Source organism: Paraburkholderia sp. WC7.3g, from assembly GCF_050436345.1.
GTDB classification, from domain to species: domain Bacteria; phylum Pseudomonadota; class Gammaproteobacteria; order Burkholderiales; family Burkholderiaceae; genus Paraburkholderia; species Paraburkholderia podalyriae.
Map to the genome: position 1 here is coordinate 1,850,204 of NZ_JBNDMA010000002.1, position 26,596 is coordinate 1,876,799.

At 66.0% G+C, this 26,596-nt stretch carries 23 protein-coding genes and 1 pseudogene; 16 read left to right on the forward strand and 8 right to left on the reverse strand.

Annotated elements, in window-relative coordinates; genetic code table 11:
* Positions 1–160 precede the first annotated feature (160 nt).
* The 7 genes and pseudogenes from hutH to hutG all read left to right on the forward strand — a co-directional run bounded on the left by hutH (position 161) and on the right by hutG (position 8,390).
* The gene (gene hutH, locus OKW43_RS20040; protein ID WP_429449330.1) at positions 161–1,681 is read left to right on the forward strand and encodes a histidine ammonia-lyase; all 1,521 of its coding nucleotides are present in this window, start codon (positions 161–163) and stop codon (positions 1,679–1,681) included.
* Between the two features lie 25 nt (positions 1,682–1,706).
* Positions 1,707–2,402 (forward strand): histidine utilization repressor, encoded by a 696-nt coding sequence (hutC, locus tag OKW43_RS20045; RefSeq protein ID WP_187632874.1) that lies wholly within the window; start codon positions 1,707–1,709, stop codon positions 2,400–2,402.
* Between the two features lie 61 nt (positions 2,403–2,463).
* The gene (hutU, locus tag OKW43_RS20050; RefSeq protein WP_429449332.1) at positions 2,464–4,152 is read left to right on the forward strand and encodes a urocanate hydratase; all 1,689 of its coding nucleotides are present in this window, start codon (positions 2,464–2,466) and stop codon (positions 4,150–4,152) included.
* A 29-nt stretch (positions 4,153–4,181) separates the two neighbouring features.
* Positions 4,182–4,812 (forward strand): annotated as a pseudogene (locus OKW43_RS20055) (HutD/Ves family protein).
* An 83-nt stretch (positions 4,813–4,895) separates the two neighbouring features.
* The gene (hutI, locus tag OKW43_RS20060; RefSeq protein ID WP_429449334.1) at positions 4,896–6,137 is read left to right on the forward strand and encodes an imidazolonepropionase; all 1,242 of its coding nucleotides are present in this window, start codon (positions 4,896–4,898) and stop codon (positions 6,135–6,137) included.
* A gap of 3 nt (positions 6,138–6,140) precedes the next feature.
* Positions 6,141–7,526 carry a formimidoylglutamate deiminase gene (locus tag OKW43_RS20065; protein WP_429449336.1) on the forward strand — a complete coding sequence of 462 codons (1,386 nt, stop codon included), beginning with the start codon at positions 6,141–6,143 and terminating at the stop codon, positions 7,524–7,526.
* A gap of 51 nt (positions 7,527–7,577) precedes the next feature.
* Complete coding sequence (gene hutG / locus OKW43_RS20070; protein ID WP_429449338.1) at positions 7,578–8,390, forward strand: N-formylglutamate deformylase; 813 nt, start codon at positions 7,578–7,580, stop codon at positions 8,388–8,390.
* Positions 8,391–8,597: 207 nt separating this feature from the next.
* Here hutG and OKW43_RS20075 read toward each other — a convergent pair whose 3' ends face one another.
* The gene (locus OKW43_RS20075) at positions 8,598–8,732 is read right to left on the reverse strand and encodes a hypothetical protein (protein ID WP_281393937.1); all 135 of its coding nucleotides are present in this window, start codon (positions 8,730–8,732) and stop codon (positions 8,598–8,600) included.
* Positions 8,733–9,046: 314 nt separating this feature from the next.
* Here OKW43_RS20075 and OKW43_RS20080 point away from each other — a divergent pair, with 314 nt between their 5' ends.
* Both OKW43_RS20080 and OKW43_RS20085 read left to right on the forward strand, forming a co-directional pair.
* Positions 9,047–9,709, forward strand: a complete 663-nt coding sequence (locus OKW43_RS20080; protein WP_187632869.1) for a hypothetical protein — start codon at positions 9,047–9,049, stop codon at positions 9,707–9,709.
* Positions 9,710–9,732: 23 nt separating this feature from the next.
* Positions 9,733–11,649, forward strand: coding sequence for a DUF3857 domain-containing transglutaminase family protein (locus OKW43_RS20085; RefSeq protein WP_429451736.1), 1,917 nt, complete (start codon positions 9,733–9,735; stop codon positions 11,647–11,649).
* A gap of 61 nt (positions 11,650–11,710) precedes the next feature.
* Here the strand turns inward: OKW43_RS20085 and OKW43_RS20090 are convergent, their stop codons facing one another.
* The 4 genes from OKW43_RS20090 to glgC all read right to left on the reverse strand — a co-directional run bounded on the left by OKW43_RS20090 (position 11,711) and on the right by glgC (position 16,295).
* Complete coding sequence (locus tag OKW43_RS20090; RefSeq protein ID WP_187632868.1) at positions 11,711–12,172, reverse strand: hypothetical protein; 462 nt, start codon at positions 12,170–12,172, stop codon at positions 11,711–11,713.
* Positions 12,173–12,316: 144 nt separating this feature from the next.
* Positions 12,317–13,183, reverse strand: coding sequence for a pyridoxal kinase PdxY (gene pdxY / locus OKW43_RS20095; RefSeq protein WP_187632867.1), 867 nt, complete (start codon positions 13,181–13,183; stop codon positions 12,317–12,319).
* A gap of 265 nt (positions 13,184–13,448) precedes the next feature.
* Positions 13,449–14,909, reverse strand: coding sequence for a glycogen synthase GlgA (gene glgA / locus OKW43_RS20100; protein WP_429449341.1), 1,461 nt, complete (start codon positions 14,907–14,909; stop codon positions 13,449–13,451).
* Positions 14,910–15,029: 120 nt separating this feature from the next.
* Positions 15,030–16,295, reverse strand: coding sequence for a glucose-1-phosphate adenylyltransferase (gene glgC / locus OKW43_RS20105; protein WP_187632865.1), 1,266 nt, complete (start codon positions 16,293–16,295; stop codon positions 15,030–15,032).
* 475 nt (positions 16,296–16,770) lie between these two features.
* Here glgC and OKW43_RS20110 point away from each other — a divergent pair, with 475 nt between their 5' ends.
* Positions 16,771–17,841 carry an alpha/beta fold hydrolase gene (locus OKW43_RS20110; protein ID WP_429449344.1) on the forward strand — a complete coding sequence of 357 codons (1,071 nt, stop codon included), beginning with the start codon at positions 16,771–16,773 and terminating at the stop codon, positions 17,839–17,841.
* A gap of 133 nt (positions 17,842–17,974) precedes the next feature.
* Here OKW43_RS20110 and OKW43_RS20115 read toward each other — a convergent pair whose 3' ends face one another.
* A complete protein-coding gene (locus OKW43_RS20115) occupies positions 17,975–18,970 on the reverse strand; it encodes an LLM class flavin-dependent oxidoreductase (RefSeq protein WP_429449346.1) in 996 nt (331 codons plus the stop codon).
* 312 nt (positions 18,971–19,282) lie between these two features.
* Between OKW43_RS20115 and OKW43_RS20120 the strand changes: the two genes are divergently transcribed.
* The 3 genes from OKW43_RS20120 (at position 19,283) to OKW43_RS20130 (ending at position 23,043) form a co-directional block, all read left to right on the forward strand.
* Positions 19,283–20,884 carry a rhodanese homology domain-containing protein gene (locus OKW43_RS20120; RefSeq protein ID WP_187632862.1) on the forward strand — a complete coding sequence of 534 codons (1,602 nt, stop codon included), beginning with the start codon at positions 19,283–19,285 and terminating at the stop codon, positions 20,882–20,884.
* 593 nt (positions 20,885–21,477) lie between these two features.
* A complete protein-coding gene (bamE, locus tag OKW43_RS20125) occupies positions 21,478–22,029 on the forward strand; it encodes an outer membrane protein assembly factor BamE domain-containing protein (RefSeq protein ID WP_429449348.1) in 552 nt (183 codons plus the stop codon).
* Positions 22,030–22,089: 60 nt separating this feature from the next.
* Positions 22,090–23,043 (forward strand): patatin-like phospholipase family protein, encoded by a 954-nt coding sequence (locus OKW43_RS20130; RefSeq protein WP_429449350.1) that lies wholly within the window; start codon positions 22,090–22,092, stop codon positions 23,041–23,043.
* A gap of 37 nt (positions 23,044–23,080) precedes the next feature.
* Here OKW43_RS20130 and OKW43_RS20135 read toward each other — a convergent pair whose 3' ends face one another.
* Both OKW43_RS20135 and OKW43_RS20140 read right to left on the reverse strand, forming a co-directional pair.
* Complete coding sequence (locus tag OKW43_RS20135) at positions 23,081–24,361, reverse strand: type II toxin-antitoxin system HipA family toxin (RefSeq protein WP_429449352.1); 1,281 nt, start codon at positions 24,359–24,361, stop codon at positions 23,081–23,083.
* Complete coding sequence (locus tag OKW43_RS20140) at positions 24,351–24,689, reverse strand: helix-turn-helix transcriptional regulator (RefSeq protein WP_187632858.1); 339 nt, start codon at positions 24,687–24,689, stop codon at positions 24,351–24,353. The genes OKW43_RS20135 and OKW43_RS20140 overlap by 11 nt, the downstream gene beginning before the upstream one ends.
* Positions 24,690–24,738: 49 nt before the next feature.
* Between OKW43_RS20140 and OKW43_RS20145 the strand changes: the two genes are divergently transcribed.
* From OKW43_RS20145 to OKW43_RS20155, 3 genes are all read left to right on the forward strand, one after another.
* Complete coding sequence (locus OKW43_RS20145; RefSeq protein ID WP_429449355.1) at positions 24,739–25,041, forward strand: hypothetical protein; 303 nt, start codon at positions 24,739–24,741, stop codon at positions 25,039–25,041.
* A gap of 105 nt (positions 25,042–25,146) precedes the next feature.
* Positions 25,147–25,836, forward strand: a complete 690-nt coding sequence (locus tag OKW43_RS20150; RefSeq protein WP_429449356.1) for an ABC transporter permease — start codon at positions 25,147–25,149, stop codon at positions 25,834–25,836.
* A 5-nt stretch (positions 25,837–25,841) separates the two neighbouring features.
* Entirely contained in the window at positions 25,842–26,555 is a 714-nt protein-coding gene (locus tag OKW43_RS20155; RefSeq protein WP_429449358.1) for an ABC transporter permease, read from the forward strand.
* Positions 26,556–26,596: the final 41 nt, after the last annotated feature.

Consider the following 26,596-nt stretch of genomic DNA (forward strand, 5'->3'; position numbering starts at 1 on the left):
GAACGAGCCGCAGGCGACGCCCGGGCGAGCGTCCCGGTTTCCCGCCGACGCCACACGTCAAATAATGGAAATCCCCAGGCGCGAAATCTCGAAAAACAAGTTGTATATACAAGGCTCGCCGGCTAGACTTATTTGAACTTGTATAGACAGGATGACAATCATGATTCTGAAGCCCGGCTACCTGACCCTCCCGCAACTGCGCCAGATCGCGCGTGAACACGTCACCCTGCAACTCGATGCCGCGAGCCATGCCGCCATCGACGCGTGCGCGCAGGCCGTCGCCGACATCGCGGCGAAGGGCGAGCCGGCCTACGGCATTAATACCGGCTTCGGCCGCCTCGCCAGCACGCACATCCCGCGCGATCAGCTCGAACTGCTGCAGCGCAATCTGGTGCTGTCGCACGCGGTCGGCGTCGGCGAGCCGATGTCGCGCCCGGTCGTGCGTCTGTTGATCGCGCTGAAGCTGTCGAGCCTCGGCCGCGGCCACTCGGGCATCCGCCGCGAAGTGATGGAAGCGCTGATCGCGCTGTTCAACGCCGACGTGTTGCCGGTGATCCCGGTCAAGGGCTCGGTCGGCGCATCGGGCGACCTCGCGCCGCTCGCGCATATGTCGGCGATCCTGCTCGGCGTCGGCGAAGTGTTCGCGAAGGGCGAGCGCGTGCCCGCCACCGAAGGCCTCGCGCTCGTCGGTCTGAAGCCGCTCACGCTGCAGGCGAAGGAAGGTCTCGCGCTGCTGAACGGCACGCAGGCTTCGACCGCGCTCGCGCTCTACAACATGTTCGCGATCGAAGACCTGTTCCGCACGGCGCTGGTGACCGGCGCGCTGTCGGTGGATGCGGCGATGGGCTCGGTCAAGCCGTTCGATGCGCGCATCCACGAATTGCGCGGCCATCAAGGCCAGATCGACGCGGCGGCGGCTTATCGCTCGCTGCTGCAAGGTTCGGCGATCAACGTGTCGCACATCGACTGCGACAAGGTGCAGGACCCGTACAGCCTGCGCTGCCAACCGCAGGTGATGGGCGCGTGTCTCGACCAGATGCGTCAGTCCGCCGAAACGCTGCTGACGGAAGCGAACGCGGTCTCCGACAATCCACTGATTTTCCCGGATACCGGCGAAGTGCTGTCGGGCGGCAACTTCCACGCCGAGCCGGTCGCGTTCGCCGCGGACAACCTCGCGCTCGCCGTGGCGGAAATCGGCGCGCTCGCGGAACGCCGCATCGCACTGCTGATCGACGCGACGCTGTCGGGCCTGCCGCCGTTCCTTGTCAAGGATGGCGGCGTGAACTCCGGCTTCATGATCGCGCACGTGACGGCCGCCGCGCTCGCGTCGGAAAACAAGACGCTCGCGCATCCGGCCTCGGTCGATTCGCTGCCCACGTCGGCGAACCAGGAAGACCACGTGTCGATGGCGACGTTCGCCGCGCGCAAGCTCGGCGATATTGCCGAGAACACCGCGAACATCCTGTCGATCGAACTACTCGCCGCCGCCCAGGGCGTCGATCTGCGCGCGCCGCACAAGACCAGCCCGAGCCTGCAGAAGGTGATGGACCTCGTGCGCAAGGACGTTGCGCACTACGAGCTCGATCACTACTTCGCACCGGACATCGCGGCGGTCACGAAGCTCGTACAGGCCGGCGCGGTCGCGAAGCTGAGCCCGTTCTCGTTCGCGTCGGAACGATAAGTCGTCGACAGCGCGGATCACACCGATGAACGCACCCGCTTATCAGGGCATCAAGGACTTCATCCTCGCGCGCATTGATGCGGGCGAGTGGGGCGAAGGCGACCAGGTGCCGTCCGAAAACGAGCTGGCGCGCGAGTTCAGCGTCGCGCGCATGACGGTCAACCGTGCGTTGCGCGAATTGACCTCGGAGCAGGTGCTCACACGCGTACAAGGCTCGGGCACTTTCGTCGCCCGGCCCAAGTACGAGTCGACCCTGGTGGCGATCCGCAGCATCTCCGATGAAATCGTCGCGCGCGGTCATCGCTATCACGCGAAGGTGCTGAACCTCGGCGCAAGCATCGCCGATGCGGCGCTCGCCGAAGAGATGCAGGTGAGCGCTGGCAGCCCCGTATTCCATTCGCGCCTGCTGCATTTCGAAAACGACGAGCCGGTGCAACTCGAGGAACGCTGGGTCAACCCGGCCGTCGCGCCCGAATACGCGTTGCAGGACTTCACGAACACGACGCCGAATCAGTACCTGGTGCGTGTCGCGCCGCTGCAGCGCGTCGAATACCGCATCGAGGCGCTCGCGGCCGACGACACGACGCGCGAGCTGCTGAGCATGAGTGAACGCGAGCCGTGTCTCGTGCTGCACCGGCGCACGTGGTCGCAAGGCGAGGTCGCCTCGATTGCGAATTTGTGGCATCCGGGCACCCGTTACCGCTTCACGGGGCATTTCTGAATTCGCTTTCCCGTCTTCGTCGAATCTTTGTCGAACATCTTCACGCCTTCCGAGGGACACCATGAACAATCCGAAACACATCGATCCGCGTTTTGATCCGACTCGCACGATCCGCGCACCGCGCGGCGCCGAAAAGACCTGCAAGAGCTGGATCGCGGAAGCCGCGTACCGGATGATCCAGAACAATCTGGACCCCGAAGTGGCCGAGCACCCGCACGCGCTCGTCGTGTACGGCGGCATTGGCCGCGCCGCGCGCAACTGGGATTGCTTCGACCAGATCCTCGCATCGCTGAAGGACCTGAACGAAGACGAAACGCTGCTGATTCAATCGGGCAAGCCGGTCGGCGTGTTCCGCACGCATGCGGACGCACCGCGCGTGCTGCTCGCGAACTCGAACCTCGTACCGCACTGGGCGACGTGGGAACACTTTCACGAACTGGACCGCAAGGGCCTGATGATGTACGGCCAGATGACAGCGGGCAGCTGGATCTATATCGGCAGCCAGGGCATCGTGCAGGGCACCTACGAGACGTTCTTCGCGGTCGCCAACCAGCACTTCAACGGCGATCCGCAAGGCCGCTGGATTCTGACCGGTGGTCTCGGCGGCATGGGCGGCGCGCAGCCGCTCGCGGCGACGATGGCGGGCTTCTCGATGATCGCGGTCGAATGCGACGAGACGCGCATCGACTTCCGTCTGAAGACGCGCTACGTCGACAGGAAAGCGAAGACGCTCGACGAGGCGCTCGCGATGCTCGACGAGGCGAAGCGCGCCGGCAAGCCGGTATCGGTCGGCCTGCTCGGCAATGCCGCCGACGTGTTCGCCGAGTGCGTCGCGCGCGGCATCACGCCGGACTGCGTGACCGACCAGACCAGCGCGCACGACCCGATCCACGGCTACCTGCCGCAAGGCTGGACCGTGGAAGACTGGCGCGAACGGATGAAGACCGCGCCGGAAAGTATCGTCACGCCGGCCAGGCAGTCGATGGCGAACCAGGTGCAGGCGATGCTGACGCTGCAGCAACGCGGCGCGGCAACACTCGACTACGGCAACAACATCCGCCAGATGGCGCTCGAAATGGGCGTGGAAAACGCGTTCGATTTCCCGGGCTTCGTGCCGGCGTATATCCGTCCGCTGTTCTGCGAAGGCAAGGGCCCGTTCCGCTGGGTCGCGCTGTCCGGTGACCCGGAGGACATCTACAAGACCGACGCGAAGGTCAAGGAACTGATCCCCGACGATCCGCACCTGCACAACTGGCTCGACATGGCACGTGAGCGCATCGCGTTCCAGGGCCTGCCGGCGCGGATCTGCTGGGTCGGCGTGAAAGATCGTTATCGCCTCGGCCAGGCGTTCAACGAAATGGTCAGGAACGGCGAGCTGAAGGCGCCGATCGTGATCGGCCGCGATCACCTCGATACCGGTTCGGTCGCGAGCCCGAACCGCGAAACCGAATCGATGAAAGACGGCTCGGACGCGGTCAGCGACTGGCCGCTGCTCAACGCGCTGCTGAACACGGCGGGCGGTGCGTCGTGGGTCTCGCTGCATCATGGCGGCGGCGTCGGCATGGGCTTCTCGCAGCACGCGGGCGTTGTGATCGTCGCGGACGGCACGCAAGCCGCGCACGAGCGCCTCGGCCGGGTGCTGCTGAACGATCCGGCAACCGGCGTGATGCGTCACGCGGACGCGGGTTATGAACTCGCGCAGCAAACCGCGCGCGACGCTGGCCTCAACCTGCCGATGCTGGGCCGCTGATCGTCACCGTTGCCAACGACGCGGGCAACATGGCAGGCGTCACGCTGATTCGCGGCGCCGAGCTCGTGGCGGCGCCGTGGAAAAACGGCGGCGGGGTCACGCGCGAGGTCGCGGCGTTTCCGCCGCCCGGCGGCGGCCAGCGCGCGGGCGAGCAACGACTTCATGTGGCGCGTGAGCGTCGCCGATGTCGCGCAGGCGGGACCGTTCTCGCGCTTCGACGGCGTGGACCGGACGCTCGTGTTGCTGTGTGGCGCGGGCATGCTGCTCGATGAGCTGGGCGATGCGGGCGTCGTCAACACGCATGTGTTGCGCCAGCCGCTCGACTTTGCACGCTTCGACGGCGAGGCGCGTATCGACGCTCGGCTCGTCGACGGCGCGACGCGCGACTTCAACCTGATGGTTCGGCGCGATGTGGCGCAGGGCCAGATGGAAGTGTGGCGCACCGGCGCGCAGCCGGATGCGGCGCGCATGCTCGACAGCGACGTGGTCCTGCTGTTTTGCGCGGCCGGCGCGGTGACGGTCGCGTTGGCGGCGGAGCACGCGCAAACTGTGCGGCTCGACACCGGCGACACGCTGCGCGTCGACGGGCCGAACGCGCTTGCTTGCACGCTGGCGGGCGATGGCGCGGTGCTCGCGATCACGATCCGCTACACGCGATGACGATTCGACCGTGAAGGGGCACCGCATGCGCTCCCTCACGGACAACCAACCACCGACATGCAACGAGCTGCAAAGAGCACGCGATGAAGCAAACCGTCTGGCAACACCTGAATCTGTGCCCGCAGGGCGATCCTCACCACACGCTCGCCGATGCCGCGATCGCGGTCGAAGACGGCCGCATCGCGTGGCTCGGCGCGGCGGCTGAAATGCCCGCGCAATATGCCGGATGGCCGCGTGAAGACCTGCGCGGCGCATGGGTGACGCCGGGTCTGATCGATTGTCATACGCACCTCGTGTATGGCGGCCAGCGCGCGGACGAATTCGCGCAGCGCCTCGCGGGCGTCAGCTACGAAGAAATCGCGAGGCAGGGCGGCGGCATCGTATCGACGGTGCGCGCGACGCGCGCGGCGGACGAAACGTCGCTGTGCACGCAAGCGGCCGCGCGGCTCGAACCGCTGCTCGCCGAAGGGGTGACGGCGATCGAAATCAAGTCGGGCTACGGCCTCGACCTCGCGAGCGAGCGCAAGATGCTGCGCGTCGCGCGGCAACTCGGCGAGCGCTATCCGGTGTCGGTCTATACGACGTTTCTCGGCGCGCACGCGCTGCCGCCCGAATTCGCGGGCCGCGCTGACGCGTATATCGACGAAGTCTGCAACACGATGCTGCCCGCGCTCGCGGACGAAGGCCTCGTCGATTCGGTCGACGTATTCTGCGAGCGCATCGGTTTTTCGCTGGCACAAAGCGAGCGCGTGTTCAACGCGGCCGCGCGCTATCAACTGCCGGTCAAGATGCACGCCGAGCAGTTGTCGAACGGCGGCGGCGCCGCGCTCGCGGCGCGGCATCGCGCGCTATCGGCGGATCATCTCGAGTTTCTCGACGAAGCCGGCGTCGCCGCGATGAAACAAGCCGGCACCGTCGCGGTGCTGCTGCCGGGCGCGTACTACTTCATTCGCGAGACGCAATTGCCGCCGCTCGAACTGCTGCGGCGCTACGAGGTGCCGATCGCGATCTCGACCGACAGCAACCCGGGCACGTCGCCGTCGACTTCTTTGCTGTTGATGATGAACATGGCGAGCACGCTGTTTCGCATGACCGTGCCCGAGGTGCTGCAAGGCGTCACCGCGCATGCGGCGCGCGCGCTCGGCAAGAACGATCGGCACGGTGCGCTGCAGGCCGGGCGCGCGGCCGACTTCGCGGTATGGTCGGTCGATTCGCTGGCCGAGCTCGCTTACTGGATCGGCCGGCCGCTGTGCGCGCGCGTCGTGCGCGCGGGTGAAACCGTTTATACGCGGCGCGAGTCGGGTGTGACTTCAACGAGAACCTGACACATGACGCAATCCAGTCAATCGCTGTTCGCCGCTGATGCATATCTGCCCGAGGGCTGGCGCCGCAACGTGCTGCTCGAATGGGACGCTGACGGCACGCTGAGCGCGGTCACGCCAGATCAGGTCGAAGCGCTGCCGGGCGTGCCACAGGCGGCGGGTCCGCTGATGCCCGGCATGCCGAACCTTCACTCGCACGCGTTTCAGCGCGCGATGGCGGGGCTCACCGAATATCGCGCCAACGCTACGGATAACTTCTGGTCCTGGCGCGAGCTGATGTATCGATTCGCCGCGCGCATGACGCCGGAAGGCCTCGCGAGCGTCGCGCAGTGGCTCTACATCGAAATGCTGAAGGCGGGTTATACGTCGGTGTGCGAGTTCCACTACGTGCATCACGCGCAGGACGGTCAGCGCTATGCGAATCAGGCCGAGCTTGCGCAACGCGTGGTGGACGCGGCATCGGCGAGCGGCATCGGCATCACGATGCTGCCGGTGCTGTATCAGTACAGCGGCTTCGGCGCGCGCGCGCCGCGCGACGATCAGCGGCGCTTCATCAATACGCCGGAGAGCCTGCTCGATCTGCTCGGCACGCTGCGCGCGGCGCGCCCCGAACATGCGGCGTTGCGTTACGGCGTGGCGCCCCATTCGCTGCGCGCAGTGTCGGAGGCGTCGTTGCGGGCGTTGCTTGGCGGCATCGACGCGAGCGCGCCCGTGCATATCCATATCGCCGAACAGACCGCCGAGGTCGACGCGTGCATCGAAACCGAAGGCGCGCGGCCCGTGCAATGGCTGCTCGATCGTTTCGACGTGGACAGGCGCTGGTGTCTCGTGCACGCGACCCACGTCGATGCGAACGAAACGCTCGCGCTCGCGAAGAGCGGCGCGGTCGCAGGTCTGTGTCTGACGACCGAGGCCAATCTCGGCGACGGCATTTTCCCCGCGCACGACTATCTCGATGCGCACGGCCGCATCGGTGTCGGTTCGGATAGCCATATCGGTGTCGACTGGCGCGCCGAGCTGCGTCTGCTCGAATACGGACAGCGTTTGACGCGCCGGCAGCGCAACGTGCTCGCGTCGGCGCAAGCTACGCATGTCGCGGATCGACTGTACGCGGCCGCGCTCGACGGCGGCGCGCACGCGAGCGGCCGTGCGGTCGGCGCGTTGCAGCCCGGCCATCGCGCGGACTGGCTGGTGCTCGACGCCGCTCATTCGAGCATCGCCGAGCATGCGCGTGAGGCGTGGCTGTCGGGCGTCGTATTCTGCGAGCACGGCGACACGCCGATCCGCGATGTCTATGCGGGCGGCGTCAAGGTCGTCGACGATCGCAGGCATCGCGATGAAGCGGGTGCGTATGCGCGCTACCGCGCGGCACTCGCGGAACTGCTCGCCTAACGGCCATGACCCGCCGAACCAATTGTTCGATCCCACTGATTCCGGACTGACATGACTGCTTCGAACTTCACGCCGGTTTTCTCGCTGCATCAGGGAAGCCTGCCGCTTCTGATCTCGATCCCGCATCAGGGCACCCGGATTCCCCCCGACATCGCCGCGACGATGACGCCGGTCGCGCAACGCACCGACGATTGCGACTGGCATCTCGACCGCCTCTACGCATTCGCGAAGCGCCTCGGCGCGTCGATGCTGACGCCGGCCTACGCACGCTACGTGATCGACCTGAACCGTCCGCCCGACGGCGCGAACCTGTACCCGGGGCAGGACACCACGGGTCTGCTGCCAGTCGATACGTTCGACAGGGAGCCGCTCTATCTCGACGGCCATCTTCCCGACGACGCCGAAGTCGCCCGCCGTCGCGACGCGTACTGGAAGCCGTATCACGACGCGCTCACCGGCGAGCTAGCGGCACTGAAAGCGAAGCACGGCAAGGTGCTGTTGTGGGAAGCACATTCGATCCGCTCGCACGTGCCGCGTTTTTTCGACGGACGTCTGCCGGACTTCAACTTCGGCACCTCGAACGGTGCCAGCGCGGCGCCGGGCATGGCCGACGCGCTGACCGCGCTAGTCGAGCGTCACGGCGGCTATTCGGCGGTCGCCAATGGCCGTTTCAAGGGCGGCTATATCACGCGGCAATACGGACGGCCCGAGCAGGGCGTGCATGCGGTGCAACTCGAACTGTCGCAGATCACGTACATGGAAGAGCGCCTGCCCTACGCGTACGATGAAAACCTCGCCGTGAAGGTCGCGCCGCTGCTCGAAGCGCTGGTGACGACGGCTCTCGCGCGCGTGAAAGCAGCCTGACCTCAAGGCGTTCGGGGATCCCGCAGGTGTAACAGCATGTGTCCGTGATTGCGTGCCGGCGCGTTCATATGGAATGGTTTGGACGTCGAGCGCGCAGGGCGTATCGTGCGCCAGCTGTTTCACGACGCGGCGCGCCATGAAAAAAAGCCCCGCGAAAGCGGGGCTTTTTGATGCGCACCGCATCCATCGGACACGGTTTCACCGCCATTAGTGGCAGCGCTTTTCCCAATGATGATGAATGTGCACCTTGTGGCACTCGTGATGATGCTCATTGGCCTGAGCGGGCGCGATCGTGCTCAGGGTGGCGACGGCTGCGGCGATGGCGACAACGATTTTCTTCATTACAAAACCCTTAAGTCAGTGTTGTGGAGCAACCGACGCGGCACCACGCGCGCCGCATCGGCGGGTCAGCATGCCACATCACGCGGACGCAGGTCGGAACGGCGCGCGAATACGTGTGTCAATGCAACACGCGATGTGTCATCAGCCCTGTTTTGACGCGCGTTGCGCTGAATTTGGCCGATGCGGGGGCCACACCGCACGCCAGGCGGCATACCGGCATTGCGCGCGACACCGCGACGCGACTAGTCTTTCAAAACGATGACATGCGCGATGCGGTCATCGATTCATCAGGCGACAAGATGGAAGACCCAGCGATGGAAGATTCCGACGAACTGCTGCTGCCAGTCTGGCGCGCGAACCTGGTGTTGCTGACCAGCGAGGTCGGCGCCGCGAGCCGGCTCGCGCGCATGATGACGTTTTCCGCGAGCTATCTGAAGCTGATGCTGTCCGGCCAGCGCGAATTCAGCGAGGAGTTCGTGCGCGGCGTCGAGGCGGTCACGGGTTTGCCGGGCGGCTGGATGAACGTGCCGCACGCCGATCACGAGATCCCGTCGAATGCGCGCGAGGCGATCGACAACGAGCAGCCGCTCGCGCGCTTTCGCGGCACCGCGCATCCGGTGCGCAAGAAGACGGTGCTGCGGCCCGAGCCGATTTTTGGGCAGCCGGTACCCGCGCGACGCATCGAGGAAGGAACGCTCGATGTCGAAGCGCACCGCCGTCACGCGCATTTTCGCAAGGTGCGCGATCTCGCGGCGCAGGAAGTGCGGCGCTTCGAGCGGCATCTGCTGCATGCGCCGGTGGAGCTCGCGTCGATGCGCGCGAAGGTCGAGGACGTATTGGCCGCGGCCGAACTCGACGAACGCATTCAGGCCGACCTCGAGGGCCGGCTCGAACAGATCGACAAACACCGGCACATGCTGATCAGGCACGTGGAAAAACTGCAGGCGCTGTTGAGCCAGCTCGACGACGGCGAGTGATGACGAGTGACGGCGGCCGCTTCATGCTGGGGAACATCGTCGTCACGTTGACGCACACGTCGATCGCGCTGATCGGGCTCGCGTGCATCGCCTTGTCCCTTTGCGCGGCCGCGGCCGACATCGTCACCTCCACCGACGAACCCGCGCCTTCGACGATCGAGCGCGACGTCCATCTGTTCGTGATCCAGAAGGACGGCTCCATCGAGGAACACGACGACACGCTGATGCGCGCGGACACGGCCAGCGGCGTCGACGCTATCGCGCAACGCTACGTGTGGTTCAACAAGGACATCGAGCAGGTGCAGCTGTTGGCCGCCGAAACGATCGATCCCGACGGCACCGCGCATGCGGTCCGCCCCGAGGCGATCCGCGACGTTCAGGAGCCGCGCTCGGCCGGCGCGCCGAGCTTCGAGGACGGCGTGTTGCGCACCGTGATCTTCCCGGGCGTCCAGACCGGCTCGCGCGTGCATCTCGCGTTTCGCAAGACGCGCGCGAAGGCGCTGCAGGCGAGCACCTTCGGATATCTGGTCGAACCGTCGCTCGAGCCCGTCGACGAGCAGCGTCTGATCTTCGATCTGCCCGCCGACGTGCCGCTCTATGTGGACGCGCGCGGCTACGTCGCGCTGCCGCCCGTCAGCGCGAATGGCCGCACCCGCTACGAGTTCGACTATCGGCACGGCCCGTATGCGCGGCTCGAAGCGGGCGCGGTCGGCTACGCGAACTGGGGCGACCGGCTGATGGTATCGACGGTGCCGGACTTCGCGAGCTTCGCCGCGCGCTATCGCGGTCCCGCCGACAACGACGCGACCCGCGAGGACCCGGGAATCGTCCGTCTCGCGCAACAACTGACGGCGGGCCTGACCGATCCTCGCGACAAAGCCCGCGCGCTATACGACTGGATGCGTCTGAACATCCGTTACGTCGCGCTCTTTCTCGGCGAGACGGCGGCGATTCCGCACAAGGTGGCCGACATCCTGCGCAACCGCTATGGCGACTGCAAGGACCATGTCGCGCTCTACGGCGCGCTGCTCGCGGCGGCCGGCATTCGCAGCGAGCCGGCCCTGCTCAATCTCGGCCCGTACTACACGCTGCCCGACGTGCCCGGCTACGGCGCGAGCGCGATCAATCACGTGATCGTCTGGATTCCCGAACTGGCGCAATTCGCGGACACGTCGGCGGGCGGCACCGAATTCGGCTATCTGCCGGGCGGCGTGATGGACCGGCCGGTGCTGCTCGTCGACGCCGGCGTGCTGGCGCGCACGCCCGCCACACAACGGCGCGAACGCAACGCGCGCGTGCAGATCGACATCGACGAAAACGGCACCGCGCACTACGCGTACCGCGTCGAGGATGCCGGCTATACCGCGGAACTCGAGCGCAACACGTTCCGCCGCGCGACGCGCCAGCATGCGCAGCAGCTTGCCGCGGGCCGTCTGCTGCAAACCGGCCTGCACGGCACCGCGCAGTTGCAGACCGACGATGTCGCCGTGACCGGCGGCCCGTTCGCGACGTCGATGCAAGGCAGCGTGCCGCATCTGATCTGGCCGGATGGCACGACCGCCGTGCCGGCGCTGACGAGCCTCGCCGGCGGCATGGGCTCGCAGGTCGAGGCCTGGCTCGCGGAGCCCGTCAGAACACACCCGTGGACATGCATCGGCGGGGAATTCGATGAAACGCTGGAGCTCAGCTTGCCGCGCTTCGTGCGCGAGACGGACCTGCCGACCGACAGCACGGTCGAAGACCCGCTGCTCACGTTCGCGTCGCACTACATTTTCGATCCGGCGACGCGCACGTTGCAGGTCAACCGGCATCTGCGCGCCGCCTTCGGGCATCAGATGTGCACGGCAAACGAATTCATCGCGATTCGCGACGACCTCGTGCGCATCGAGCGCGATCTCGATGCCGAGGTGGTCGTGCGGGCGGCGAGCGCAAAGCAGTAGCGCGCTCTGCGCCGGCCGGTGTGGCGGTGTTGCGTTGCTGCGAGCGGATTCGAGCTACTGCCTAGCGCTCGCCTTGCAGACGCAGCAGCTCTTCGCGCAGACGCAGCAGCGGCGCCTTCGTGTCTTCGTCGGCCCACGTGTCGAGGTCGTCGATCGCGCGCTGGCAGCCGTCGAGCACCACGTCGAGATCGACCGGCACGCCGTTGTTCAGCGCGAAACCGATCGTCTCGGCGAACTGCTGGCACTCGTCCTCGCCATACGAGATGTCGAGATTGTCGGCGATGACTTCGGCGATGTTGCTGCGCGCCTTGTCGTCGGCCGTCACCATGTCGACGATGCCGCGCGCGACGGCGAGCGAGTAGTAGAGCGCGATATCGAGCCATTGCGCCGGATCGAAGTCGGGCTGCTCGAACTGGTTCTCGAAGAACTCGATCGCTTCCTGTTCGTGCGCTTCGTCCGCGTCGACGCTGATGCACAACTGCTCGAAAAATTCTTCCCGCTCGCTGCGGATATGACCGTCCATCGATGCCTCGTCTGCTGTATGCCGGATGCTGAAAATGCCATGGAGCGCGGGCGCAAGCCCCGGTCCACGCGGCACGCATTATAGGACGACCGCCAGCAGGGCGCTGGCGAGGGTGCCCGGCGACGAGCGATGTGCTTACCGAAACTACGCCGTCTCCGCGACCCACGCATCGAACCACTCGCGCGGCTGGGCGATTTCATTTTGCATCGCCACGAGTTCGAGCTCATAGCGCCCGGCCTGCCAGGTCGCCTTGACCACCGCGTTCACCGCGGCGAGCGTGTGCTCGAAGGCCGAGCGGATCGAATCGCCAAGCAGCGTGCGCGCGACGAATACCGCGCTGGTCAGATCGCCGACGCCGACCGGTTGGCGCGCGAACGGATAGAGCGGGCGCTGTCCCATCCACGCTTCGCGCTCGGTGACGACGAGCATGTTGAAGCAGTCCGCCGGACTGTTGCGATCGAGCAGATGCTTGACGAGCACGAGCTTCGGCCCGCGCGCGAGCACCTCGCGGCACGCGGTCACGGCTTCCTCGAGCGTCTCGATCTCGCGGCCGACGAGGCGCTGCAATTCGATGTGATTCGGCGCGATCGCGTCGGCGACTCGCGGCATCTCGCGCACGAGGAATTCCTGGATGCCCGGATCGACCTTGTAGCCGCCCGCCGCGCCCATCACCGGATCGCAGAAGTACCAGGCGCGAGGATTGACCGCCTTGACCGCCTTGACGATTTCGATCACCGCCCGCGCCTGTTCCGTCGTGCCGAGATAGCCCGAGAGCACCGCGTCGCAACGCGGCAGCATGCCGATCGCGCCGATGCTTTCGACGAGTTCTTCCATCTGCGATGCGTCGATCGCGCTGCCGCTCCAGTGCCCGTATTGCGTGTGATTCGAGAACTGCATGGTGTTGAGCGGCCACACGTTGACGCCGAGCCGGCGCATCGGAAACACGGCCGCGCTGTTGCCGGCGTGACCGAACACGACATGGGACTGAATGCTCAGAACATTTTTTGTCATGGTAAGGCTCGCGCAACCGGTCATGCGCGATCAACAAAACAGGAAGGGAGGCTCGCGCGGGCGGACCGTTGACCCCGGCGCCGCGCGACAGACATGCCTGATATGGATGGTGCAGGAAAAACGCACGATCTGCATCGCCGGCAAGTTAGCAAACGATACAGGAGTTTGACAGCCGCGAGTTGATCCGTCCCCGTGCTGTTGCGCCGAACCATCAAACGCGCGTGAGGATTAACAAAATCTGACAGATTCGCGCGCGGCCGATGCTTCAGACGAGCTCGCGATACAAGGCCAGATAGCGATCGGCCGACGCGCCCCAGCCGAAGTCCCGGCGCATCGCGCGCCGCTGCGTGGCCTTCCACTCGGTGCGACGCCCGTAGAGCGCGAACGCGCGGCGGATCGCCCCGGCGAGTCCCTGCGGATCGAAGCGTTCGAACACGAAGCCGGTGGCCAGATCGTCGGCGAGGTTTTCGAGCGATGCGTCGGCGACCGTATCCGCGAGACCGCCAATGCAGTGCACGAGCGGCAGCGATCCGTAGGCGAGTGCATAGAGCTGGGTGAGCCCGCACGGCTCGAAACGCGACGGCACCGCGACCACGTCGCTGCCGGCGATGATCGTATGCGCGAGCGTTTCGTCGAAGCCGAGCTCGACCGCGACCGCTTCCGGATGCGCCTGCGCGACCATCTTGAGGCCGTTCTCGAGCGCCGGATCGCCGCTGCCGAACACGACCAGTTGCCCGCCGCGCTTGACGATCTCGGGCACCGCGCCGAGCAGCAGATCGAGGCCCTTCTGCTCGGTCAGCCGGCTGACGACGCCGAACAGCAGCGCATCGCTTCTCTGCGCGAGGCCGAAGCGTTTTTGCAGCGCTTCCTTGCAGGCGAGCTTGCCGGCCAGCCGCGATGCGCTGTAGTGCGTCGCGAGCAACGTATCGGTCGCGGGATTCCACACCGTGTAGTCGACACCGTTCAGGATGCCGCTCAGATCGTGCGCGCGATGGCGCAGCAGCGCATCGAGCCCGCCGCCGTGCGCGAGCATCTGGATTTCGCGCGCGTAGGTCGGGCTGACGGTCGTGATGCGGTCGGTGTAGTAGAGCCCCGCCTTCAGGAACGATAGCTGCCCATAGAATTCGACACCGTGCATGTTGAAGAAATCGTGCGGCAGGCCGAGCAGGCCGAACTGATGCGCGGGAAAGATCCCTTGGTAGGCGAGGTTGTGAATCGTAAACAGGCTGCGCGCGGGCGCGCGGCCGTGCTCGCGTTCGGCGGCCTTCAGGTAGGCGGGCGCGAGCCCCGCGTGCCAGTCGTGCGCGTGGACGATCCGCGGCGACCACGTCGGGTCGAGCTGCTGCGCGAGTTGCGCGGCAATCCAGCCGAGCAGCGCGAAACGCTGCGCGTTGTCGCCGTACGGCACGTGTTCGTCGTTCAGATACGGGTTGCCGGGCCGGTCGTACAGCGTCGCGGCGCGGATCACATAGACGGTGAGGCCGTTGGTGGGCAGCGTGCCGCGTTCGAGCGTCACGTTCGGCGCGCCGAAGCGGCTCCCCAGCTGCGCGACCGGCTGCAGATCCCGCAGGCCGGCGAGCACGGCCGGAAAGCCCGGCAGCAGCACCCGCACGTCGGCGCCGCGCTCGATCAGCGCGGACGGCAGCGCGCCCGCGACGTCGGCGAGACCGCCCGTTTTGAGGAGGGGATACAGCTCGCTTGCGACGTGCAGGGCGCGAATCGTCATAGGCCGGGTCTCTGTCGGGGTGGCAGCGTTGCTCGGGGTGGGCGAATAGTTCACACGGTGGTTCGGGCGAAGCCGGATGGCCGGCGGCGTGGCCGCCGGCGCGGGCATGCGGCGCGCGCGCTAGTTCGGATGCTTGCGCAACGCCTCCTGCGTGACCAGCACGACGCCTTCGTCGGTGCGATAAAAGCGCTCGGCGTCGCGCGCCGGGTCTTCGCCGATCACCGTGCCTTCCGGAATCGTGCAGCCACGGTCGATCACCACCTTCTGCAGGCGACAGCTCGGGCCGACCGTGACCTGCGGCAACAAGACTGCCTCATTGATATTACAGAACGAACTCACCTTCACGTTCGACGACAGCACCGAGCGCGAAATCTGCGAGCCCGAGATCACGCAGCCGCCGCAGACGATCAGATTGTTGCCGGAGCCCTGCAGCCCCTTCATGTCGCGTACGAACTTCGCGGGCGGCAACTGCTCCTGATAGGTCCAGATCGGCCATGACTCGTCGTACAGATCGAGCGTCGGGATCGTCGACGCGAGGTCGAGGTTCGCGGACCAGTACGCGTCGATCGTGCCGACGTCGCGCCAGTACGGCTCGACGCTCGGGTCCGATGACACGCACGACATGCTGAACGGGTGCGCGATTGCGACGCCCTGCGTGACGACGCGCGGCAGGATGTCCTTGCCGAAGTCGTGATCGGTATCGATCGCGGCGATGTTCTCCTCGAGCAACGTGTACAGGTAGTCGGCGTTGAACACGTAGATGCCCATGCTCGCGAGCGCCGAGTCGGGACGGCCCGGCATCGCGGGCGGGTCGGCCGGCTTTTCGACGAAGCCGGTCACGCGGCGGTTTTCGTCGACCGCCATCACGCCGAACGCGACCGCGTCCATGCGCGGCACTTCGATGCAGCCGACCGTGCAGTCGGCGCCGCTGTCCGCGTGATCGGCGATCATGCGCGTGTAGTCCATCTTGTAGATGTGGTCGCCCGCGAGCACGACCACGTACTTCGGGCGGATCGAGTGGATGATGTCGAGGTTCTGGAACACCGCGTCGGCGGTGCCGCGATACCAGTGCGCGCCTTCGACGCGCTGCTGGGCGGGCCAGAGGTCGATGAACTCGCCCATCTCGCCGCGCAGAAAGCTCCAGCCGCGCTGCAGATGCCGCAGCAGCGAATGCGCCTTGTACTGCGTGACCACCGCGATGCGGCGGATGCCGGAGTTCAGGCAGTTGGACAGCGCGAAGTCGATGATCCGGTATTTGCCGCCGAAGTGCACCGCCGGCTTCACGCGCTTGTTCGTGAGCGGCCCGAGCCGGGTGCCGCGGCCGCCTGCGAGGACGATCGCGAGGGTAGTGCGCTGTAAGTCGTTCAGCCGTGCCGGAGTATTCATAGGTGTCTCCTGTGGAGCGAGGCGAGCACTTCGGTGCTTGCTTCGACCCGATGCAAGATGGTTGCTTGATTGATATACCCCGGATGATCTGGTCGCTTCCTCTCCGCAGATGATTCGTGCTGCCTGGCAGTCGTGCCGCGCTACCGTTGTTGGCTGCCTGTTTCTCGCCGGTCCATGAGTCTGTTCTAGCACCGATTGGGCGCGAGCGAATAGTGTTTATCGCGGGGGCCGCGTGGCGGACCATCCTCTAACGATGGCCTGTTGCGGCGCGCCAATCGGTGCGGCGCAACACATAGAGCGCGAGGTCGCGCGCGGACGATGCATGATCCCAGGGGCCGCAATACGCATGCCACACCGCCTCAGCCGCGAGGCGGGCCCGCTGTTGCGGGCCCGGCGCCAGAGCTCGGCGGCGCGTCGTAGAATCGTGTCCTCCGAGCCTCGCGCCTTCCCGATTGCATTTTTCCAGAACATCCCGATGAATCTTCGCCGCCCATTCCTGCTTGCCGTGTCGAGTGTCTGCGCTTGTGCGATGTTGTGCGCGGCGTCTGTCGCGGTGGCCGCCACGAGCGCCGCGGCCGCGGCGTCTGTCGACGATCCCGGCCCGGCCTACGGTCCGGAACTACAGGGCTTCAGCTATCCAGCGCCGGTCGAACGCTTCGAATTCACTTCGCAGGCCGTGCCTTTGCAGATGGCGTATATCGACGTGAAGCCGGCGCATGGCAACGGCCGCACCGTGGTGTTGCTGCACGGCAAGAATTTCTGTTCGGCGACGTGGGACGCGACGATTCGCCGGTTGAGCGATGCCGGCTATCGCGTGATCGCACCGGATCAGATCGGCTTCTGTAAATCCAGCAAGCCTGAGCATTACCAGTACAGCTTCCAGCAGCTCGCGCGCAATACGCACGCGCTGCTCCAGTCGCTCGGCGTCAGCGACGTGACGGTCGTCGGCCATTCGACGGGCGGCATGCTCGCCATCCGCTATGCGCTGATGTATCCGCGCGAGACGCAACAACTGGTGCTCGTGAACCCGATCGGACTTGAGGACTGGAAGGCGAAGGGCGTGCCGTCGCTGTCGGTCGAGCAGTGGTATCAGCGGGAGCTCGAGACCACCGCCGACGGCATCCGCCGCTACGAACAGGCGACCTACTACGCGGGGCAATGGCGCGCGGACTACGACCCGTGGGTGCAGATGCTCGCGGGCATGTATCGCGGGCCGGGCAAGCAGGTCGTCGCGTGGAATTCCGCGCGGCTCTACGACATGATTTACACGCAGCCTGTTGTCTATGAACTGGGGCAGCTCAGCATGCCGACGCTGCTGCTGATCGGTCAGAAGGACACGACCGCGGTCGGCAAGGATGCGGCGCCCCCCGAGGTGCGCGCGACGCTCGGCCATTACCCGGAACTAGGCCGCGCGGCCGCGAAGGCGATCCCGCATGCGACGCTGGTCGAGTTCGCGGACCTGGGGCACGCGCCGCAGATGCAGGACCCGGACGCGTTTCACAAGGCGCTGCTCGACGGACTGGCGGCGGTGCCGACGAATCGCTGATGGTGCCCTCGAGGTGAGACGCCGGGCCGCTGTGTCCGGCTTGGTCCAACTCAGTGCAAAAGACAAGGGCGACTCGCGATGAGCCGCCCTTTTTTCGTGCATTGCGGTGTCCGCCGATCGGTTCGCGAACCGCTTATTTGCCCGCCGTCAATTCATCGCGCACCTCGGCGCCGATCTCGAACGAGCGCAGCCGCGCTTCGTGATTGTAAATCTGCGCGGTCAGCATCAACTCGTTCGCGCCGGTCTGCTCGATGATCGATTGCAGACCTTCGCGGATTGCGTCGCGATCGCCGAGCACCGTGCACGCGAGCGCGCGCGCGACGTTGTTCAGCTCCATCTCCGAGGCCTCGAGCCGCTCGACCGGAGGCTGCAATTGCCCCGGCGTGCCGCGCCGCAGATTGATGAACTGCTGCTGTAGCGACGTGAACAGCCGCGCGGCACCGTCGTTCGTGTCGGCGGCGAACAGGTTGACGCCGACCATCGCGTAGGGTTTCGCTAGCGTCGCCGACGGCCGGAACTGCGAGCGATACACCTGCAGCGCGCTCAACATGTAATCGGGCGCGAAGTGCGACGCGAACGCGAACGGCAGCCCCAGCGCCGCGGCCAGTTGCGCGCTGTACAGCGACGAGCCGAGCAGCCACAGCGGCACGTTCAGGCCCGCGCCCGGCACCGCGCGAATGCGCTGGCCCGCGACCGGCTCGGCGAAGTAACGCTGCAATTCGACGACGTCGTCGGGGAAGGTTTCGGCGCTCGCCTGCAGATCGCGGCGCAGCGCGCGGGCAGTGGTCTGGTCGGTGCCGGGCGCGCGGCCGAGGCCGAGATCGATCCGCCCCGGATACAGCGACGCGAGCGTGCCGAACTGTTCGGCGATCACGAGCGGCGCATGGTTCGGCAGCATGATGCCGCCGGAGCCGACCCGAATCGTCTTCGTGCCGCCGGCCACGTAGCCGATCACGACCGAGGTCGCCGCGCTCGCGATGCCGGTCATGTTGTGATGCTCGGCGAGCCAGAAACGCTTGTAGTTCAGCTTTTCCGCGTGCTGCGCGAGCGACAGCGTGTTCCTGAACGCGTCAGCCGGCGTGGCGCCGGCGGTGACGGGCGAAAGATCGAGAACCGAAAAGGGGATCATTGTCTGATTGCGATGGGCGGCGCTTTCGCGCGATGGCGCATTGTGGCAAAGCGGCGGTTTTTCTGCTGGCGGCGCGGCGATGCCCATGACGGCCGAAGGGTTGGCAAGGCTCGGCCGGTACCGACAAGGCGCGGAAATTGCGTTTGCATGGCGTGTTCGCGCGGCGATGCTTCGCCTTCGCCGCGCGACCGAACAAGCAATCCAGCGAGTGACCGTGCGCCGATTGGAATTCGAGAGTACGGTTTAAGTATCGGTGCGGTGACGCGACGCGTTGCCGGAAACCAGGAATGTAGCGAAGGAGTTCCCGATCCCATGAATGTCGTCAAAGAGTTTCGTACCCGGTCATTCCAGGACGTGTGCCATGCATTGCTCGATCGCGAGGAGATCGCGCTCGTCGATGTGCGCGAGGAAGATCCCCACGCGCGCAGTCATCCGTTGTTCGCCGCCAATCTGCCGCTGTCGCGGCTCGAACTAGACGCGCCGCTGCGGCTGCCGCGCCGGGCCGTGCCGATCGTCGTGTTCGATGCGGGCGAAGGTCTCGCATGGCGTGCGGCCGCGCGTCTCGCCGAGCTCGGCTATACCAACGTCGCATTGCTCGAAGGCGGCCTGCAAGGCTGGCGCGAAGCGGGCGGCGAGTTGTTCAGGGACGTCAACGTGCCGAGCAAGGCGTTCGGCGAACTGGTCGAAAGCGTGCGTCATACGCCGTCGCTATCCGCGCAGCAGGTGCAGGCGCTGCTCGATCAGGAGGCCAATGTCGTGGTGCTCGATGCACGCCGCTTCGAGGAGTTTCAAACCATGAACATCCCCGGCAGCATCAGCGTGCCGGGCGCGGAGCTGGTGCTGCGGGCGCGGCAGTTCGCGCCGGATCCGGCCACGCGCATCATCGTCAATTGCGCGGGGCGCACGCGCAGCATCATCGGCGCGCAGTCGCTGATCAACGCGGGCGTGCCGAATCCGGTCGCCGCGCTGCGCAATGGCACGATGGGCTGGACGCTCGCCGGTCAGGCGCTCGCGCATGGCAGCGCGCGGCGCATCGAAGGCGCGGTCGACGACGCTTCCCGTCTCGCCGCCGCCGACGGCGCGCGCACGGTCGCCGACCGGGCGCGTGTGCGCCGCACGTCGCGCGACGAAGCGCGCCGCTGGGCCGACGAAGCGGTGCGCACCGTGTATCGCTTCGACGTACGCACGCCCGAGGAATACGAGGCGGGCCACGTGCCCGGTTTTCGCAGCGCGCCGGGCGGCCAGCTCGTGCAGGAAATCGACCTGTTCGTGACGGTGCGCGGCGCGCGCGTGATCCTCGCGGACAGCGACGGCGTGCGCGCGAACATGAGCGCATCGTGGCTCGCGCAGATGAACGTCGAGGTCTACGTGGTCGATGGCCTGACGGCGGCCGACTTCGCCGAGAAGGGCCCGGCGCCGCCCGCGCGCAATGCGGTCACGCCGCCCGACGTCGACGACATCGCGCCGGCTGAACTCGTCGCGCTGCTGCAGTCGCCGGGTACCGTCGTGCTCGATTTCACGAGCAGCGCGAACTATCTGACCCGGCACATTCCGGGCGCGTGGTTCGTGATCCGCAGCCAACTCGCCGACGCGTTGCGCACGCTGCCCGACGCAAAGCGCTACGTGCTCACGTGCGACAGCGACGTGCTGGCGCGCTTCGTCGCGCCGGAACTCGCCGCGGCGACCGGTCGGCCGGTGCAGGTGCTGCGCGGCGGCACGATCGCGTGGATCGACGCGGGCTTGCCCGTGGAGTCGGGTGGCACGCGGATGGCGTCGCCGCGCATCGATCGTTATCAGCGGCCGTATGAGGGCACGGAGAATGCGCGCGAAGCGATGAGCGCGTATCTGGAGTGGGAGCAGGGGCTCGTCGCGCAACTTGCGCGCGACGGCACGCATGGCTTTCGGGTGATATGACGGGCCGGCCATCCGGCGGCCGGCGATCCGGCGGCCGGCGATCCGGGGGCCGGCCATCCGGAGGCCGGCCATCCGGCGGCCGGCCATCCCGCGAGCCCCTCGCGTCGCGCGAATCTTCTGCCGATTCGGTGTAAACGCGCTCTCGTCGAAAGCCCCCAATGCGTTTAGATTAACTGCATCTGGAAGGCTTATCGAGGGACCAGGGCGGCCAATAAAAGGCAGCGGTTTGTCATTCGGCGATGGCGCAAGGTGAGCAGTCAAGGCTACTCATCGCTTCGTCTGAAGCAGGCCGCTGCGCGTCGTCCGTGGTGCTTCGCGCAAGGCGGCCAACGAGCCGCCGTCACTTCCGGTTGATCGTATCGACCGACATGGCGACGCTGTACACAGCGTCGCCTTTTTGCTTCCGGCGTACCCACCTCAATTGATCCTCAGTCAATCTTTTAGCGCCGCGCGCAACAGGTTAGGTGCGTAGCAGCGCTCGTCGCGCGCGCGTCGCTCGCGGTTTTCTGCGGGCACGGTTATCCTTGTAGTACACACTACAGACCGGCCATGCGCTGCGACGGCAGATCCCGCGCATCCGGACAGGAACCGACGTGAGTCTCAAACCGCTGGGCGTCACGCTGCTGATGGCGTGCGTTGCACTGACCGGCTGCGACCAACAGCAGAGCGATCAAGCCGTGCAAAAACTCAAGGACTTTTTCAACGCGGTCAAACCGGACGCGTTGCTGCTCAAGGACATGACGCCAGGGATCACGACCGAAGCGCAAATCCTCGCGCAGATGGGCAAGCCCGAAACCGCGCGCACCTTCACCGACGGCTCGAAGCGCTTCGAATATCCGCGCGGCCCGCAAGGCCTGAACACCTACATGGTCGACATCGATCGCGACGGCAAGCTGCAGGCGATCACGCAGGTGCTGACCGCGGCCAACTTCGCGAAGATCCGCTCCGGCATGACCGAGGACGAGGTGCGGCGCTTGCTCGGCAAACCTGGAGAGATCGCGGTGTTTCCGCTGAAGCCGGAAACCGTGTGGAGCTGGAAATGGCGCGAGGGCGGCGTGACTGAAGAGGGCATCTTCAACGTTCATTTCGACCGGAACCGGAGGGTGTACACCACGTCACGCTCGGACGTGATCCGGGGGCGATAGGCGGAGGGCATGTCGGCCAGAAGGCGGGCAGAACAAGCGGGCAGAGAGAGCGGGGTAGGCATGATACGTCGACATCGATACAGCCGGATCGGGCTGGTGCTGGGGGGCGGCGCCGCGCGCGGCTGGGCGCATATTGGCGCGATTCGCGCGCTGGAAGACGCGGGCATCAAGCCCGACGTCGTGTGCGGCACGTCGATCGGCGCGCTGGTCGGCGCGGTCTATGCGAACGGCGATCTCGACTGGCTCGAAGAGTGGGTGTCACGACTCACGTGGCAGACCGTGGTGCGACTGCTCGATCTGCGCATCTCGGGCGGCCTGCTTGGCGGGCGTAAGGTGATCCAGCTATTCGCCGACAAATTCGCCGGTCGCTCGATCGCGCAATTGCACATACCGTTCGCGGCGGTCGCCACCGAACTCGACACGGGCCGCGAAATCTGGCTGCAGGACGGCAGCACGATCGACTCGGTGCGGGCGTCGATTGCGATTCCGGGCATCTTCACGCCGGTATGGCACAACGGCGTGTGGCTCGTCGACGGCGGGCTCAGCAACCCGGTGCCGGTGTCGGTCGCGCGTGGCATGCGGGCGGACTGCGTGATCGCGATCGATCTGAACAACGACATCCTGAACGGCCGCGACTTCGGCGGCGGGGTCATTGAAACGCCCGCACTCGATCCCACCGCGCCGCCGCCCGTGGCGTTGCGCCGCAACGGCAAGCCGTGGCCGCGCTGGCTCGCGCCAGCCGAAGCGAGCGCGACCGACGACGTGCGCGTGCCGCCCAAGCCAAGCGCGCACGTGCCGTCGATGCTGAGCTCGATCGCGCAAAGCATCGACATCATGCAGGTGCGCATCTCGCGCAGCCGGCTGGCCGGCGAGCCGGCCGATATCCTGATCCAGCCGCGTCTCGGCGGCATGGGCATCTTCGATTTTCATCGCGCGACGCCAGCCATCGAGGAAGGGCGCGAGGCGGTCGAGCAGATGCTGCCGGCGATTCGCGCGCGGCTAGGGCTCGACTGAGCACGAGTGGTTCGGCATCGGCGCCGGCGCGGCCGTGCTAATGCAGCAGCGCCGCGAGTTCGGGCGGGGCGCCTTCGAACGCGAACGGATTGAGGAACTGGCGCCGCCACATCAGTTCGCGATCGACCTCGCTCAACTGCGCATCAGTGCAGACTGCGTCCCAGTGCTCCAGAATGACCTCGATCTGCTGCCGCGCGATTGCCACGGCTTCATCGCGCGACAGCAGAAAGAGGGGCGCCGCCCGCAGACACGTGTCGATGCGGCTGAAGCGATCGTTACCGACGATCAGCATCGCCTGCGTCGCTTCGTTGCCGGCGCGCGCCTGCGGGCAGATGTCGTAGGCGGGCGTCAGCGCCAGCTCGCGGCCGTCCCAGTAGGCGGCGTGATTGCGGGCGTGGTCGTCGGTATTGCCGCACAGCACATTGAACAGCAGTCGCGCGAAGAGCTGCCTGAGCGTCGCGCCCGGGTTCGTGAAGCGATGGCGGATCAGCGTCGCGAATTCCTCGTAGCTCGCGTAGCGCGCCATCATCTCGTCGAGTCCGAACAGCGTTAGCGCCGACACCATCGCGCGGCGCTGCCAGCCCTGTGTGCCGCGGCTACGGTCGAAGCGCTCGATCAGCAGCACGTCCTTGCCGCCGACATGCTCCAGCTTCACCGGCGCCGCATCGATGCCGACCAGCGGCGCAATAGACATCGCAATGTATTCCGCCTTCACGACGCTGTAGACGTCGCTTTGCGACGAAAACTTCGCGATGAACTTGCGCTCGTGCGTGCTGATCATCGCCTTCGGGCGCGCGCCGCCGATCGAGCTGCCATGAAACAGCGCGCGTTCGAGGTCGGGGCTGAGCTTCACGCCGCGCTCGATACTCGATACGGCGTTTTGCAGATCGTCAAGCGACGCGCTGGCCGTTTCGCGCGGTATGTATTCGCTCGGAGAGAGTTGGAAGTCGAGCGCGCCGATGCGGTCGGAGCCGGATTCGAGCAGATAGGTCATCTCGTCGAGCTCGCCGGTGTCGATCCGCGCGCCGCGCATGCCGAGCTTGCGATTGATGATCACGCGCCGGCCCCATGCGTCGGGCGCCGCGTCGCGGACGCAGCCGGGCATCGTGAGGCCGTTCAGCAGCGGTAAGATGCCGCGTCGCAGGGGCAATTCGGGCGTATAGAGCGGGATCGCGTTGTCGCGGGCGAGGTAGCTTTGGCCGTAGTTGAACAGCATCTGGCCGCCGGCCGAGACGAGGCGCCCGGCGACCACCGGCTCGGTTACGCCAGGCAGCCAGGTCCACACGAAGGCTTCAGGATAGGCGGCGTCAGAAATCATCTTTGGTTTCGGGGCGAGGCGCGCGCACCGCGTGCGGCAAAAGCGTCAGCACGTCGGCGTTGGCGCGGATTGCGCCGCTGAGGGCCGATGTGTCGGCATCGAACAGCCGTACGCCGACGACCGCCGCTGCTTCGAACACCGCGCCGATAGAGCAGCGCGGATCGCCTTTTTCGATTCGCTGCACGAGGCTGCGCGACAGCCCGGTGCGCTCGGCAAGCTGCGCCGCGGTGATCTTGCGCTCAAGCCGCCCGCGACGGATCAGCTGGCCGAGAAGGCGGGCAGCGTCCAGACTGTAACGCGAGGCAGCGCGCGTGGTGGGAGTTGGCATGGCAGTATTGAATGGTTCATAAGTGAATCATATAGCACATTCGCGGCTCATGTATGACTCATTGCTGGAATTTCGGATCGAAACACGAAGAATGACTCGTATATACGCCGCAGAGCGCATTGCCGATCCATATATGAATCATTCAACGCGCGTCAGCGATAAACGCCGGATGCCGCTGCCGTCGGCGCGGTCTATCGAAAAAGCGACCGCAAACTTGCTAAATCACGGCACCGCCGAGCGCGCGCGGCGCGCCTGTCAAAACGATAACCCGTGTGAAACCAAGAGCTACGAACGGTCCGCCGCGCGTCGAGGCGCCATGTTGCGTCGCAGCAAGGGACCGCCCGGTATTTGAGAAATTGATTTCCGCTTGCGAGACTCCGCGCCATGCCAGAGCAGCGGACAGGCCATCAAGCCCCCGCCCTCCGCGCCAATTCAATAAACCCGGATGGAGACAAGCGTGTTCCTATACGGCTTTGGTCCCGTGCTGCTCGCCGGCACGATCCAGACGATCGAACTGTCCGTTCTATCGCTGGCGGCCGCTGTGTTGCTCGGCCTCGCGGGCGCGGCGGCGAAACTCTCGTTGAACCGGCCCTTGCGGGCCATCGCGACCGGCTACACGACGCTGATCCGCTCGGTGCCCGACCTCGTGCTGATGCTGCTGCTGTTCTACAGCATCCAGATCTGGCTCAACGATCTGACCGACATGTTCAGCTTGGAGCAGATCGACATCGATCCGTTTCTCGCCGGCGTGCTGACGCTCGGCTTCATCTACGGCGCGTACTTCACCGAGACTTTTCGCGGCGGGTTTCTCGCGGTGCCGCGCGGTCAGCTCGAAGCGGGCAGCGCGTACGGCATGAGCGGCGTGCGCGTGTTCGCACGCATCCTGTTCCCGCAGATGATGCGCTTCGCGCTGCCCGGCATCGGCAACAACTGGCAGGTGCTCGTGAAGGCCACCGCGCTGGTGTCCATCATCGGTCTCGCCGACGTCGTCAAGGCCGCGCAGGATGCGGGCAAAAGCACCTTCAACATGTTCTTCTTCATTCTCGTCGCCGCGCTGATCTATCTGGCGATTACCACCGTATCGAACCTCGTGCTGATCTGGCTGAACCGCCGCTATTCGATCGGCGTGCGACACGCGGAGCTCTGAGCGTCATGATCGACATCCTCAACCAATTCTGGCGGGCGTATCTGTTCTGGGACGGGCAGCGCCTGTCGGGCCTCGCGGTCACGTTGTGGCTGCTGCTCGCGTCGATCGCGATCGGCTTCGTGTGCGCAGTGCCGCTCGCGGTCGCGCGCGTGTCGAACAAGCGCTGGCTGTCGACGCCGGTGCGTCTGTACACCTACGTGTTTCGCGGCACGCCGCTCTACGTGCAACTGCTGTTGATCTACACCGGCGTGTACAGTCTCGCGTTCGTGCGCTCGCACAGTCTGCTCGACGCGTTCTTTCGCAGCGGCTTTCACTGCGCGATTCTCGCCTTCGCATTGAACACTTGCGCGTACACGACGGAGATTTTCGCGGGCGCGATCCGCTCGACCTCGCATGGCGAAGTCGAAGCGGCGCGCGCCTACGGCATGAGCTGGTTCACGATGTACCGGCGCATTGTGATACCGTCCGCGCTGCGCCGCGCATTGCCGTTGTACAGTAACGAAGTGATCCTGATGCTGCACGCGACGACGGTCGCGTTCACGGCCACGGTGCCCGACATCCTGAAGGTCGCGCGCGATGCGAACTCGGCGACCTACCAGTCGTTCAACGCATTCGGGCTCGCGGCGCTGATTTATCTCGCGGTGTCGTTCGCGCTGGTTGCGCTGTTCCGGCGCGCCGAGCGTCGCTGGCTCGCGTATCTTGCGGTGCGCACGCATTGAGCGTGCGTTGACCTTGCATCGGGCGCCGCGCGCTTGCGCAC